Here is a 13,994-nt window from a genome sequence, read left to right on the forward strand (position 1 = left end):
GCGAGCAGGCGGGTAAGTAAGGCGGCCTGACAAAGCACAGCGAAGGAGGCACACGTGGCGCTCAGCCCGACGTGGACGAGCAAGTCGAGGACCAGGGGTCTGATCCTGGACGCCATCCGTGCGGCCCGCACGATCAGCCGGGTCGAGCTCGCGGCAGCGACGGGTCTTACCGGCGCCACGATCTCCGAGCTCGTGCGGGAGCTCATCGACGACGGCTTGGTCGTCGAGGCCGGCCGAGGTGCGCCGACCGGCGGCAAGCCGCGCACGCTGGTGCAGCTCGACCCCGGGGCCCGCTACAGCGTCGGAGTCCAGATGGAGCGCAACGCCTGCGTCATCGTCATCGTCGACTTGGCCGGCCGGCCGGTGGCCCGAACTTCGTTCCATGGTGTGGCGTCGATGCCGCCGGACCAGGCACTGCCGATGATCGCATCGCAGGTGGACGCCCTGCTGGCCACGGCTGCAGTCGACCGCGACCGGGTGCTGGGGGTCGGGCTGGTCAGCTACGGCCCGCAGGACCGCCGCGCGGGGATGCTGTTGAGCCCGCAGCCCTCCGAACCATGGCTCGAATACCCGGTCGCGGAGCGACTCGCGCAGAGCCTTGGCCTGCCCGTGCTGCTCGACAACGACGCCGCGGCCGCCGCGATCGGCGAATACTGGATGGGCGCGGTCGACCGACGAAGCACCTACGGCTGCATCTACATGGCCAGCGGGATCGGCGGCGGGATCGTGGTCGCCGGCGAGGTATACCGAGGCAGCTCCTCCAACAGCGTAGAACTCGGCCATATGTCGATCGACGTCAACGGCGACGAGTGCCCGTGCGGCAACGTCGGCTGCCTGGAGAACTACGCCGGCCCGTCAGCCCTGGTCCGGCAGGCCGCGGCCACGCCCGCGCTGGCCGAGCGACTGGTGCCCGACCCCGACACCGCCGACTTCCTCACTGAGTTCGCGCGGATCGCGGCTGCCGCCAACGCCGGCGATCCGGCCGCCCGTGACCTCATCGAGCGGTCGGCCCGCTACCTCGGTGCCGCCGCCGTCACCATGACCATCCTCTTCGATGTGGACGCGATCGTCCTGGCCGGTCCAAGCTTCGCGGTAGCGGGCTCTATCTACCAGACCGTGATCCAGGAGGAAGTGGACCGCCGCACCGTCACCTGGCGGACGCACCCGGTGCGGGTGATGCCGTCGGTCAACGGCCCCGACGCAGCAGCGATCGGCGCAGCGGCCCTCGTGCTGCAAAGCGAGCTGACCCATGGCCGGACTCGGACTGAGGAGGGCAGGGGCGCCGGCAGCCATGCCCGACCGGTGGTCGCTGTCGCGGGTGCCACCAGTGCATCGATCTGAGTTGGAGTCAGGCGCTGGTGCGGCGAGCGCAGTCGACGCAGCTCTTCTGCCGAGTCCACCGCTCGCCGGCTGTTGAAAATGACTCTCCACCGATCTTGGTCAATTGACCAAGTCATCTGACCGAGTCATTTGTGCAAGACTGCTAACATGGCGCGATGAGCATCGAATCCGGCGCTTCACGCCGCAGCCTTACCGAGCGACGGCAGCAGCTGATGGACGCGGCGGTCGAGGTCATGGCCGAGCGAGGCGTCGTCGCCTCATCCACAAGGGCCATCACCGAGGCCGCCGGAGTGCCGCAAGGGATGTTCCACTACTGCTTCGACTCGAAGAGCGCGCTCCTCCGTGCACTGCTCGAGCGTGAGAGCGAGCGCACCCTGGCGACCGCGTGGCAACTCGACCCTGGCAGCGATTCCTTTACGGCAAGCCTCTCAAAGGTGCTGCATGCCCAACTCGCTCGAGTGAGGGAGAATCCAGCGCAGTATTTGGTGCTCGCCGACCTGACGGTCGCCGCCCGCACTGATCCGGAACTGCTCGAACTCAGCCGTTGGGAGCGCCGACAGTTCTCCGACCTCGTCGTGCATCAGTTGGAACGATGGCAACCCGATCGCCCCAGCGTTGAGCTCCGCACGCTCGCAGCGGTGATTCTCGCCGGAATCGACGGACTCACCGAGCACTGGCTCACCATGCGCGACGACGAGGCCAGCATCGCCGCCGTCGAACTTCTCGCCAACTGCGTCAGCAACCCCGTTGCGTCCCAGGATCGGTGATTCGATGCCGTTGGGAGCGACTTCGCCAGCCCTGGTGCGTCAGACCGAGCGGTGGTTCGTGCGGCAGGGCATGCCGACCATGATCGAGGGATACGCCTTCGTCTCGCATGTGCTGCCCAGGATGCTGCCTTCGTTGGCGATCGTGACGTTCGCGAGCCTGGCCTGGCTGGTGCCACTGAAGTCATTGGGCTCAGAGCGCTGGGTCTGGCTCGGCGCGGTCCTGGCGTTGACGGCCGCCGCATGGCTGGGTGTATCGGTGTTCGTTCGGCGCCAACCGCATTTCTCGCGAACCGCGATCGGCGTCATCCTCATCGCCTACGCGGCCATGCCGTTCGCCGTGCCGCTGCTGCAATTGGCGGTCGACGACGTGATCACACCACCTGGGGATAACGCGGTCGGACTACTGGGTTTCGTGATCTTCTTCGGGCTCGTGTTCACGGCTACCGCGCTGGCGACGACGTACGGCCTCGGCACGCTGCTGCGCCGTGCGACTCGGCACCTCGTGTACGACCTGCGCAACAGCCTGCATCTGCTCGGGCGGGCACTGCCGGCGATTCTGTTCGTCACGCTCTTTCTGTTCTTCACCGGGGAGATCTGGCAGGCCATGAACCGGTTGCCATGGTGGCGGGTCGTCCTCGTGGTCGCCCTGTTCGGGGTGATCACGGTGCTGGCGGCGGCCACTCGTTTGCGCGATGAAATCGGCCGGGTCGAGCAGGATCTGCGCCCTTCGGTGCTGGCCTCAGCCTGCAGCAAGACGCCGATGGCGGCCGTCCCGGTCGAGGAACTGACAGACGGCGGGCCACTTCCGCCGACCCGTTTGAACGGCCGTCAAGTACGCAATCTCCTGGTCATGCTCGCAAGTCGCCAACTACTGCAAGCAGCATTCATCGGTGTCGCACTGTTCGCGTTCTTCGTGCTGCTCGGCGTCGCGGTAGTCACCCCCGCGACTGCCGAGCAGTGGATCGGCGGCCCGCCGGTGTATTCCGTTATCTGGAGCGAATTGCCCGTCGCGCTGCTGAAGAACGCGACGTTGTTCGCCGCGTTCGGCAGCATGTACTTCTCGGTAATCTCGATGACCGACGCCGAGCACCGACGGGAGTTCTTCGCCCCCATCATCGACGATGTCGAACGCACACTGGCGGTGCGTGCGGTCTACCTTGCCGTGAGGGCAGCGGGCGCTGATCAGCCGTGAAAAAAGACGGCCCTGGCCGGACAAAACCCTCCAATTCCGCCCGGCCATGGCCGTTCTCTATCAGGGCGGCATGCCTTTCCACCGCCTGAAACGCTCCTTTGAGGATCTCGATGCACCGGAAGCGAAAGCAGTGAACCGTTCCAGGTCGGCGTCGGCGCGGCCTCTCACCAAACTTGTAACAAGAAATGTTACGATCGGTGGGATTCGGAACGCACGCAACAGGAGGCGCACATGGCGGCCAACAGCCGGTTGACGACCGCCGTCCATGCGCTCGCTTGGATGGCGCTGGCCGGTCGCCGCGGCCGCGAGGTCATGACCTCCGAGGAGATCGCCGCGAGCCTTGCCACCAACCCGGTCATCGTGCGCCGCAGCCTCGGCGAGCTCCGCGCCGCGGGACTCGTCGCGTCGCGGCGGGGCGCCGGCTGGAGCCTGACCCGCGAACCCGAAGCCATCTCCGTGCTCGACGTCCACGAAGCCCTCGGCGCCGAACCGCTGTTCGCGCTCCACCCCAGCACGCCCAACCTCGAATGCCCTGTCGGCCAAGGCATCAGGCCGGTGCTCACCGAGGTCTACGCCGCCGCCGACGCGGCCGTCCGGCGGGAACTGGCCGACCGCACCATTGCCGACGTCCTCGCCCGGACCCTCGCATCCCAGGAGACGACATGACCGCCCCCGGCGCCACCGTGTTCGAACTGCGCCAGTACACCCTCTGCACCGGTCGGCGCGATGACCTGATCGAGTTGTTCGACCGCGAGTTCATCGAATCCCAGGAGGCGACCGGCATGTGGATCGTCGGCCAGTTCCGCGACCTCGACCGCCCCGACCGCTTCGTGTGGGTCCGCGGCTTCCGCGACATGGCCTCCCGCGCCGACGCGCTCACCGACTTCTACACCGGTCCGGTGTGGAAGGAGCACAGTGGCGCGGCCAACGCCACCATGATCGACTCCGGCAACGTGCTCCTGCTCCGCCCGGCCGCTCCCTGGGCGGGGTTCCCGCGACCCCGGCACGCCCGCCCGGGGCTGCGGGACCGCCCGGCGCCGACGCGCCTCACCGCGGCCGTGCACCGCGTCGACGCCGACTCGGCGGAGGCGACGGCCGAGCGGGTCCGCGCGGCCCTCGGTGATCGCCTGGCCGCCTGCTTGGTGACCGAACCCGCCGAGAACACCTTCCCCGCTCTGCCGGTCCGCACCGGCGAGCACGTTCTCGTCTGGTTCGCCGCCGGCGAGATCGACGCGCCCGAGCGCATCGCACCCGAGTTGATGCAGACGCTGCGTCTCGCATCCACCGCGCGCTCACAACTGCGCTGACCGGCAGCCGGGACGCCGACACAGTCGGGCCGTCCCGCAGTCGCTTCCGCGGGCGTACACCTGCCAACGAGCAACCGCCGATCATCAGCGTTCCACCGTTGCCCGCGGCGGCAATAAACGGCGCGGCCGCCCTTCAAGACCTTGAACTGTCCTGGCGCCACATCGAACACCCCTCGGGTCGATATCGAGGAAGTTCACAGTCAGGGCGTCGCTGTCCGGGACGCCGCGATGCGGGCGACTGTTGGATCTGGCATGCTGGCAAGAATTTTTGGCTCCTACAACATGTGGAGACCTGGAATGGCAATAGACGGCGGAACGTACGTCTTCGGGTCCGATCACGGACGGCTGAGCCTGCATACCGGTCGTACCGGTCTGGGGCGGCGAGCTGGGCATGATCTGACGATCGAAGCCTCGAGTTGGCAGGGGAGGGCTTCGGTCGATACCACCGAGCCCGCTTCGAGCAGCGTGGCTATGGCAGTGGAGGTCAACTCCCTGAAGGTCGTCGAGGGCACCGGGGGACTCAAGCCGCTCACTGCCGGCGATCGCGCCGAAATCGTCCGGGCCCTGCGCGGCGACCAGCTCCTGCACACCGCTAAATACCCGGATATCAGGTTCGTGTCCACTCACATCAGCGGGTCGCCCGACGCGTTCGCTCTCCATGGCGATCTCTCGATCGTCGGTCGGACTCGCCCGATCACGGTCGACTGCACCATGATCGGTGCTCGTCGTGTCCAAGGCTCTGCGATTGTTGCGCTGTCGCGGTGGGGCATCGGTCCGTATTCGGTCTTCATTGGTGCCCTCAAGCTGGCGGACGAGGTGGGCGTCGAGTTCGAGACCGAACTCGTTCCGACCGAGGCCGGGATGCCGTAGGACTCGCAGGCGGAGCTGAAGGTGTCGAGGGGGATGAGCTTGGGTTTCCTATGGCCTGAATGAGCACACTGCCAGCCCGACCCGAGATGGTCTATTCGAACCTCGGTCGCCTTTCACTGGTGACCGGGGTTCTTCCGTTTCTCCGGATTTGTCGTTGGAGGTTCGGAGTTCATTCGCTGCTCCGCGGGATTGCGGCGGGCGCCGATGTCGCGGAGGCGGATGTTCGGCTCCGCGGCCGGCGTCTTCTCGGGAAGGTCGCTCGCTCTGCCGATCATCGCCCCGTATCGGGCGGCCAGCGGCGACGCGGAGAGTCCGTGCAGCACCACGGAGAGGAGGATCGTCCATGTCGCGGTCTCCACGAGCAGCCTGCCGTTGCCTTCCTCGAACTCCTCAAGGGCGAGCAGGGTGAAGACGACCGAGGCGAGGCCGCGCGGGCCGAACCAGCCCATGAAGACCAGGGTTGCCGGTCGGAGGCGGGTGCCGATCATCGCGATCAACACGGGCACCATGCGGATCACGGTGAGGCTGAGGATCGCGTAGAAGATCGGGCGTGCCGACAGAACGTGGACGAGCAGTTCACCGACGAACAGGGCGCCGAACAGCGACCAGACGACGAATCCGGCGGACAGTCCGAGCGTCTCGGTGAACTCGGTGCGCTCGGCGAGGCGGCGCTGGGTCGCGGCGCCGAAAAGCAGGCCGCCGACGAACGCCGCGACGAATCCGTTGCCGCCGATCGCGACGGACCCTTGGTAGGCGAGGAGCGCGAGGGCGAGGATGCAGATCTGCTCCGATACCACCGAAGTCCATCCTCGAGCCTTGGCGTGGGACAGCAGGGCCCCGCCGAGGTAGCCGACGACGGCCGCGGCGGCGATCGCCAGTCCGATCTCCTTGACCGCTTCCAGCCCCCAGGATTTGTCGCCAAGGGACTCTTCGGCGACCACCATGGCGATGAACAGGGTGACGATCGGTGTGGCGATGCCGTCGTTGAGGCCACTTTCGATGTTGAGCGCGCGCCGGATCCGCACCGGCACGGCCTTGTCGGTGACGACCGCCAGGCCGAGCGCGGCGTCCGTGGGTGCCAGGATGGTTGCGATCAATGCCGCCGCCGCCCATGTCACGCCGGGAAAGACCAGGTGGGCCGCGACTGCGCCGGCAATGATCGTGAGCGGCAGGCCGATGAACAGCAGCCGGTTGGGCAAGCCCAGGTCGTCCCGGACGTCGCGCAGCGGGACCGTCGATGCGGCGGTGAACAGCAGCAGCGCGAGGGTCAGCTCGGTGATGGTCAGCACCGCTCTGTTGCTCAATGACAGCGGCAGCAGGTCCAGGCCGCCCGGCCCGAGGAGCGCCCCTGCGGCTACGAACACCATCGGACCGGTGATCCACCACCGGTCGAGCTTCGACGCCACCAGCGTGTAGATCACGATGACGACCGTGAGCACGGTCAGTCCGGCCATCAGATCTCCTCGCCATCCGGCGTCCAGGGTTTCGGCCGGTCGCCCGCTCCTGCTGACTACGGGGCTTCCGGCGGCACGACAAACGCCATCGTAGTGGCGAAACGTGTCGTCATGGCCCGTTTGGCCGGTTGGGCCCTGCTGACAGGCCGCTGCAGCCGTTGGGAACTCGTTGCCGTCGTGCAGGGCTCTGCAGGATCCCTAACGCGCCTGGTTGCTCGGTCTCGGTCATGCTGGCCAGCATGCTGACCTCGACGGAGCGGACCGCCGCGCCTGATTCGACGTTCGTCGCGATCGTCCTATGTGTTTGATGGGGCGGGAATTTCGCCGCTGCCGCGTTCGATCAAGGTGGTGTCGACGGTGATGCGCTGTGCTGGGGAGTCGTCGCCGTCGAGTCGTGCGAATACGCGCTCGGCCGCGATGCGTCCGATGTCGTCCGGGTGCTGGGCCATCACGGTCACTCCGGGGTCCATCAGGTCGGCCAGGGCCACGTCGTCGAAGCCGATGAGGGCGGTGTCGCGGTGGCGTCCGCGCTCGCGCAGGGCGCGGAGCGCGCCGATCGTGATCAGGTTCTGCGCGCTGAAGACCGCGGTGGGCGGCTCCGGTCCGTCGAGGAGGCGCAGCAGGGCCTTGCGGGCCACCGTCTCGTCGTGGAGGTCTTCGACGATCACGGCATCGCCGACGGGAACGCCGGCCTGGCCGAGTGCTTCGAGGAATCCGCGGCGGCGCTCCCCGGCGGTCTGGATGGCAGGGCGGTCGCCGAGGTAGGCGAGTCGTCGGTGGCCGTGGGCCAGCAGATGCCGCGTGGCCGCCGCCGCGCCCTCGGCGTTGTCACTGACGACGGCGTCGCAGGCGATCCCGGTCGGTCGGCGGTCGACGAACACCACTGGGGTGCCCCGGCGCACCTCCGGCTCCAGATAGCTCTGTTCCTGAGCGGAGGTGGTGAGGATGAGTCCGTCGACGCGGCGCCTGGTGAACGCGGCGACGGCCTCCTCCTCGCGCTCCGGGTCGTCGTCGAGGCTGGAGGCGAAGACGGCGAAGCCGCGGCCGATCGCCGCGTCCTCCACCGCGCGGTGGATGGCCCCGGCGAAGGGGTTGTCGACGCTGCTGATCAGCAGGCCGAGGGTTCGTGTGCGGCGGTCGGAACGGCGGAGGTTGCCCGCGTGCGGGTCGGGCTGGAAGTCGAGGGCGGCGGCCGCGCTCAGGACACGCCGGAGCGTCGCCGGCGCCACCGACGGTTCCCCGTTCACGACGCGCGAGACGGTCTTGACGCTCACCCCCGCACGCTCCGCCACCTGCCGCATGGTGGAGCGGGGGCGTCCTCCGGGTGCCGGCGCCGCATTTGACAACGATGTCACGATTCGATCTCCAATTCTCGCCTTGCGGTTGACTATATCGGTGCTCATGCCATAGACCTGTAGGTGACATCGTTGTCAAGAGGGCTGCGGCCCTCGCACCCCGGAGGAGATTCCCCCATGAATCGCACCATTCGCGGCGGATTCCGCCGCGCCCTTCCGATCGCGAGCACGCTCGCCCTGGGCGCCGCGCTGGCGCTGAGCGGATGCGGGTCCGAGTCCGACGGCGACACGATCGGCGTCTCCCTCATCGTGAAGACCACGTCGAACCCGTTCTTCGTCGCCATGCAGGAGGGCGCCGAGGCCGCCGCCGAGGATGCGGGAGTGGAGCTCTCGGTCGCGGCGGGGCAGAGCGACGGCGACGAGGAGACGCAGATCCAGGCGATCGAGAACGCCATCTCGCGCGGCGACGCCGGCATCCTCATCACCCCGAACGGCCCCGGCGTCGAGGACGCGCTCATCCGGGCGCGCGACGCGGGCCTCTACGTGATCGTGCTCGACACGCCGCCCTCGGACACCGAGGCCGCGGACATCACCTTCGCCACCGACAATTTCCTTGCGGGGCAGAAGATCGGCCAGTGGGCCGCCGCCCAGCTCGGCGGCGAGAAGGCCGTCATCGGCATGATCGACATCTTCGACGACAAGATCGTCTCCGTCGACGTCCAACGCGACCAGGGCTTCCTGGACGGCATGGGCATCGACATCGGCGACCCCGCGGTCATCGGCGACGAGGCGTCCACCGGCCAGTACTCCGGCGGCGAGTTCGAAATCGTCGGCCACGAGGCCTCGCAGGGGGCAGAGGACGGCGGCCGCACCGCCGCCGAGAACCTGCTCAGCGCCAACCCCGACATCAACGTCGTCTACACGATCAACGAGCCCGCCGCCTACGGCGCGTACGAAGCCTTCGAGGCCGCGGGCGCCACTGAGGACCTGGTCGTCGTCTCTGTGGACGGCGGCTGCGCCGGAGTGGACGCGGTGACCGGCGGCATCATCGGCGCCACCAGCCAGCAGTATCCGGTGAAGATGGCCGAGCTCGGCGTCGAGGCCATCAAGCAGCTCGTCGACACCGGGGAGGCCCCCGAGACCACCGAAGGGCTCGACTTCTACAACACCGGCGTCGAGCTGGTCACCGACCAGCCCCACGACGGCATCGAAGCCATCACCACCGACGAGGCGAAGGAGCTCTGCTGGGGCTGACCCGGCCGCATCCTCAAGTCCCTCTTCGGAAATCGGTTGGGCCGGCGCGGCGGCGCGCCAGCCACCCCTCGCCCGCCGGCCCGGCCGCCCGCAGTCACGAACAACGGAGTACACGTGAGTCAGCAATCCGCATCGGAGGTCCCCGCCTCCGCCCCCGACCTGGCCGAGGAGTTCCTCGACCGCACGACGCCGCTCGACCGGGTCAGGGGCGTCCTGCACCGCCACCCGGCGATCAGCCCCGGCATCGTCCTCGTCCTCGCCGTGATCGTCTTCGGCGGCCTCAACGACCGGTTCCTCGAGCCGTCGAACCTCTCGCTCGTCACCCAGCAGGTGGCGGTCGTCGGGACGCTCGCCCTCGCCCAGACCCTCATCATCCTCACCGCCGGCATCGACCTGTCGGTCGGCGCGGTCATGGTGCTCGCCTCCATGGTCATCGCCCAGACGACGGTCAACAACGGACTCCCGCCGCTCGCCGGACTGGGGCTCGGCCTCGCAGTCGGGCTCGCCGCCGGCGCGGCGAACGGATTCCTGGTGACGCGGCTGAAGCTGCCGCCGTTCATCGTCACGCTCGGCTCGCTCAACGTCTTCCTCGCGCTGACGCTCCTGTACTCGGGCGGCGCCACCGTGCGCGGGCGCGACATGCCGTCGCAGCTGACACTGACCGGCGAGACGTTCGCCCTCGGCGGCGTCAACATCTCGCTCGGCGTGGTGATGATGAGCGTCCTCTATGTCGCGGTCGCGCTCATCCTCCACGGCACCGCGTGGGGCCGCCACGTGTACGCCGTCGGCGATGACCCCGAGGCCGCGCGCCTGGCCGGCATCCGGGTGAGCCGGGTGCTCACCAGCGTCTACCTTGCTTCCGGCGCGATCCTCGCGGTCGCCGCGTGGATCCAGATCGGACGGTCGAACGCCGCGTCGCCGAACATCGGCGTCGATCTGAACCTCGATTCCATCACCGCCGTCGTCATCGGCGGCACCAGCCTCTTCGGCGGCCGCGGCGCCGTCTGGGGCACGCTGCTCGGCGCGCTCATCGTCGGCGTGTTCCGCAACGGACTCTCGCTTGCCGGACTGGATGTGCTCTGGCAGACGTTCGCAGTCGGCGTGCTCATCATCGCGGCCGTCTCGGTCGACCAGTGGATCAGGAAGGCGCGCAAGTGAACACCGACAAGACTCCGATCCTCGAAGCGCGCGGTCTGGTCAAGACCTTCGGTCGCGTCGTCGGCCTCGACGGCGTGGACCTCGAGCTCTACCCCGGAGAAGTCCTCGCGGTCATCGGGGACAACGGGGCCGGGAAGTCCACTCTGATCAAGTGCCTCACCGGCGCCGAGATCCCCGACGAGGGCGAGATCTGGCTCGACGACCGCCTGACGCGTTTCAAGGGCCCTCAGGACGCCCGCGCCCACGGCATCGAGACGGTCTACCAGAACCTGGCCCTCTCGCCGGCACTCGACATCGCCGCCAACCTGTTCCTCGGCCGCGAAGAGCGCAAACCGGGGCTGCTCGGATCGCTGCTGCGCGTCGTCGACACGAAGGGGATGCGGCGCCGAGCGAGGGCCGAATTGAGCGCCCTCGGCATCACCACGCTCCAGGATGTGACCGTCCCGGTCGAGAACCTCTCAGGTGGCCAGCGCCAAGCCGTGGCGGTCGCGCGGGCCGCGGCGTTCGGCTCCAAAGTGGTCGTTCTCGACGAGCCGACCGCGGCCCTGGGCGTGCGCGAGTCGAACCAGGTGCTCGAACTCATCCGCAATCTCCGGGACCGGGGAGTCCCGGTCATCCTCATCTCCCACAACATGCCGCACGTGTTCGAGGTGGCCGACCGCATCCATATTCAACGGCTCGGCAAGCGCGCCGCGACGATCACCCCCGAGACCCACTCGATGACCGACGCGGTGGCCATCATGACCGGAGCCCGGGAAGCGGGGGAGTAATGAGGGTCCCCGCGTCGTGTCTCGGACGGACTCGGCGAGGCGGCTGAAGCCGCTGCGGTGGAACACCGGCGGCCCCGAGGTGCCCGCGAGCTGGAATCTCTCGCGGGTGGCCGCGCCATCTCCTGGCGGCGAAGGAGCGGGCCCGGACCTCGGATCTGGTGGAGTGCGAGTGCATCGGGGCGCCGAAGGGCTGTCCGTTTGATTCGGTGCTCGGCACACTACTTAAGAATGCTTATAATAGGACAAATAGGGTCTAAGTTATTATCTTCTGCATGTTCGCCTTCGATACCGAAACTGATAAAAGGGAAGTAATCGCCGTAAAGCCTCGGCGAAGGCGGTTTCGGTTCGGGGTGATCGCCGTGGCGGTCGCGGTTACGTTCCTGGCCGGCTTGGCCGGGCACGGGGTCTCCCGGTACCTGGTCAACGGTGGGATGGTCTCCTCGGAGTCGGAGTCCACACTGGCGGATGCGGCGCTGGCGGAGGGGTTCCCAGGTGCCGAGCCGAATCTCGTACTCGTGGTTCGTTCTGAGCTGCCGCTTGACGATCCGGCGGTGCGCGAGGCTGGACTCGCCCTCACCGACCGGTTGCGGAGTGAACCGGGCGCCACTGCGGTGGCCTCGTATTGGGCTCCCGGAGGCGAGGCGCTGATCGCCGCCGACGGGAACTCCGTGTTGGTGACGGCGCGATTGCCGTTCTCGACCAGTGAGGATCGCACAGCCGCAAGGCGGCTGCTGGACGAGGTTGACGGGGCGTTCCCGCCATTGCAGGTGCAGGCGGGAGGTCCGCTGGCCGTCGCCCAGGACATCGAGGACCGGTCGGCCCACGATCTGCATCTGGCCGAGCTCTTGGCGCTGCCGCTCATGCTGCTGCTCATGCTGCTGGTGTTCCGGGGTCTGCTGGCGGCGATGCTGCCGGTACTGGTCGGCGTGATCTCGGTGGTGGGCACCTTTGCGGTCCTGCGGGGACTGACCGAGTTCATGGACGTCTCGGTCTTCGCGCTGAATATCACGACCGCACTGGGGTTCGCCATGGGCGTGGACTTCAGCCTCTTCGTGGTCAGCCGGTTCCGCGAGGAGCTCGCCGGCGGTTCGAACGTCTCCGATGCGGTGGCGGCCAGCGCACGCAGAGCGGGGCGGATCGTGGTGTTCTCCGCATCGATCTCGATCATGACCTTCGCCGGCCTGCTTGTGTTCCCGCTGGGGTTCTTGCGCTCGATCGCGATGGCGGCCATAGCGGTGATGGCCCTGGCGGCGGTCGTGGCGCTCACCGTGCTGCCCGCGCTGCTCGCGGTCTTCGGGCGGAACATCGACCGCTTCGACCCGTTCGCGAGGCTGCGACGTCCGCGGGGGATCCCAGGACGTGAGGGCTTCTGGCACCAGACGGCGTTGTTGGTGATGCGTAGGCCGGTCGTGATCGCACTGCCGGTGGTGACCGTGCTGCTCGTGCTGGCCTCGCCATTCCGCGACGTCGCGTTCTCCCTGGGCGACGACCGACTGCTGCCCTCTTCGGCTCCTGCGTACCAGGCCACTGAGGCGTGGCGCACCGACTTCCCCTCCGCTCCGACCCGAGTGGACGTGGTTCTCGATGAACTTGACGTCGCGGATACGGAGGCCCTTGACGGATACGCCCGGTCGTTGTCGGCGCTGCCCGAGGTGGCGTCGGTGGAAACGGCGTCCGGCCGGTACTCGGCCGGGGTGCGCCTGTCGCCCCTGTGCGACCCGGCGACCGCCCCCACCGTCCCGGACTGCGCCGGCCTCGACCGCTACGCGAGCGAGAGCGGCGTCTGGATCGCGGTGCGCAGCGAGGTCGAACCCGACTCCGCTGCCGCCGCGAACCTGGTGCGCGCGGTGCGCGCCGAACCGGCTCCCGAGCCGGTGCTCGTGGGCGGCAGCGCGGCCGAACTCGTCGACGTCAAGGCCGTGCTAGCCGAGCGCCTGCCGTGGTCCCTCACGTGGATCGCGCTGGCGATGCTGTTCCTGCTGTTCCTGCTGACCCGGAGCGTGTTCCTCCCGGCCAAGGCGATCGCGGTGAACCTGCTCAGCCTGACGGCCACCTTCGGTGCGATCGTGTTCATCTTCCAGGAGGGGCACCTCCGTTGGCTCGTCGGCGACTTCCAGGTCACCGGCACGACCAATCTGCTGATGCCGATCCTCGTGTTCTGCCTCGCGTTCGGGCTGTCCATGGACTACGAGGTGCTCCTGCTTTCGCGCATCCGCGAGGAGTACCTGCGCACGGGCGACACCGTACAGGCGACCGCGCTGGGACTGGAGCGCACCGGCTGGCTGTTCACCTCGTCGGCGGCGATCGTCGCGACGGTGACCGTCTGCCTGGCCACCTCGGGGATGACCCCGCTGAAGCTCCTCGGTGTCGGCCTCACCCTGGCCGTGCTCCTGGACGCGACCCTCGTCAGGGCGCTACTCGTCCCGGCCGTGATGCGCTTGGCCGGGTCGGCCAACTGGTGGGCGCCGCGTCCGCTCCGCCTACGGCGGTGAGGGCACGCGTCGCGGCCGAGGTTGATGACGGTGGCGACCTCGGCGGCGCGCTCGCGCTCTCCGCGCGGGGATCGGCTGACACCACACCAGAAAA

12 protein-coding genes are annotated in these 13,994 nt (G+C 68.2%); 10 read left to right on the forward strand and 2 right to left on the reverse strand.

The genetic code is table 11. From position 1 onward, the window contains the following. Positions 1-54: 54 nt before the first annotated feature. The 6 genes from O1R50_RS14925 to O1R50_RS14950 all read left to right on the forward strand — a co-directional run bounded on the left by O1R50_RS14925 (position 55) and on the right by O1R50_RS14950 (position 5,477). Entirely contained in the window at positions 55-1,341 is a 1,287-nt protein-coding gene (locus O1R50_RS14925) for an ROK family transcriptional regulator (RefSeq protein ID WP_270110881.1), read from the forward strand. Between the two features lie 155 nt (positions 1,342-1,496). Then, positions 1,497-2,108: a TetR/AcrR family transcriptional regulator gene (locus tag O1R50_RS14930; protein WP_270110882.1), complete on the forward strand. Its 612-nt coding sequence runs from the start codon at positions 1,497-1,499 to the stop codon at positions 2,106-2,108. A 34-nt stretch (positions 2,109-2,142) separates the two neighbouring features. Beyond that, positions 2,143-3,300, forward strand: coding sequence for a 6TM ABC transporter family protein (locus tag O1R50_RS14935; protein WP_270110883.1), 1,158 nt, complete (start codon positions 2,143-2,145; stop codon positions 3,298-3,300). 231 nt (positions 3,301-3,531) lie between these two features. Continuing rightward, the gene (locus O1R50_RS14940) at positions 3,532-3,966 is read left to right on the forward strand and encodes an Rrf2 family transcriptional regulator (RefSeq protein ID WP_270110884.1); all 435 of its coding nucleotides are present in this window, start codon (positions 3,532-3,534) and stop codon (positions 3,964-3,966) included. After that, positions 3,963-4,607 carry an NIPSNAP family protein gene (locus O1R50_RS14945; RefSeq protein ID WP_270110885.1) on the forward strand — a complete coding sequence of 215 codons (645 nt, stop codon included), beginning with the start codon at positions 3,963-3,965 and terminating at the stop codon, positions 4,605-4,607. The genes O1R50_RS14940 and O1R50_RS14945 overlap by 4 nt, the downstream gene beginning before the upstream one ends. 252 nt (positions 4,608-4,859) lie before the next feature. Beyond that, on the forward strand, positions 4,860-5,477 hold the full coding sequence (locus O1R50_RS14950; protein ID WP_270110886.1) for a YceI family protein: 618 nt from the start codon (positions 4,860-4,862) through the stop codon (positions 5,475-5,477). Positions 5,478-5,590: 113 nt separating this feature from the next. Here O1R50_RS14950 and O1R50_RS14955 read toward each other — a convergent pair whose 3' ends face one another. Further along, a complete protein-coding gene (locus O1R50_RS14955; protein ID WP_270110887.1) occupies positions 5,591-6,931 on the reverse strand; it encodes a cation:proton antiporter in 1,341 nt (446 codons plus the stop codon). A 296-nt stretch (positions 6,932-7,227) separates the two neighbouring features. Further along, entirely contained in the window at positions 7,228-8,334 is a 1,107-nt protein-coding gene (locus tag O1R50_RS14960) for a LacI family DNA-binding transcriptional regulator (protein ID WP_333490265.1), read from the reverse strand. 69 nt (positions 8,335-8,403) lie between these two features. Here O1R50_RS14960 and O1R50_RS14965 point away from each other — a divergent pair, with 69 nt between their 5' ends. From O1R50_RS14965 to O1R50_RS14980, 4 genes are all read left to right on the forward strand, one after another. Then, on the forward strand, positions 8,404-9,480 hold the full coding sequence (locus O1R50_RS14965; protein WP_270110890.1) for a substrate-binding domain-containing protein: 1,077 nt from the start codon (positions 8,404-8,406) through the stop codon (positions 9,478-9,480). Between the two features lie 114 nt (positions 9,481-9,594). Further along, positions 9,595-10,638, forward strand: a complete 1,044-nt coding sequence (locus O1R50_RS14970; RefSeq protein WP_270110891.1) for an ABC transporter permease — start codon at positions 9,595-9,597, stop codon at positions 10,636-10,638. Then, a complete protein-coding gene (locus O1R50_RS14975; RefSeq protein WP_270110892.1) occupies positions 10,635-11,408 on the forward strand; it encodes an ATP-binding cassette domain-containing protein in 774 nt (257 codons plus the stop codon). The genes O1R50_RS14970 and O1R50_RS14975 overlap by 4 nt, the downstream gene beginning before the upstream one ends. Before the next feature lie 359 nt (positions 11,409-11,767). Beyond that, the gene (locus O1R50_RS14980) at positions 11,768-13,900 is read left to right on the forward strand and encodes an MMPL family transporter (protein WP_270110893.1); all 2,133 of its coding nucleotides are present in this window, start codon (positions 11,768-11,770) and stop codon (positions 13,898-13,900) included. Positions 13,901-13,994 lie beyond the last annotated feature (94 nt).

Origin of the sequence: Glycomyces luteolus (genome assembly GCF_027622875.1) — a bacterium.
In the GTDB taxonomy this organism is placed as follows: domain Bacteria; phylum Actinomycetota; class Actinomycetes; order Mycobacteriales; family Micromonosporaceae; genus Glycomyces; species Glycomyces luteolus.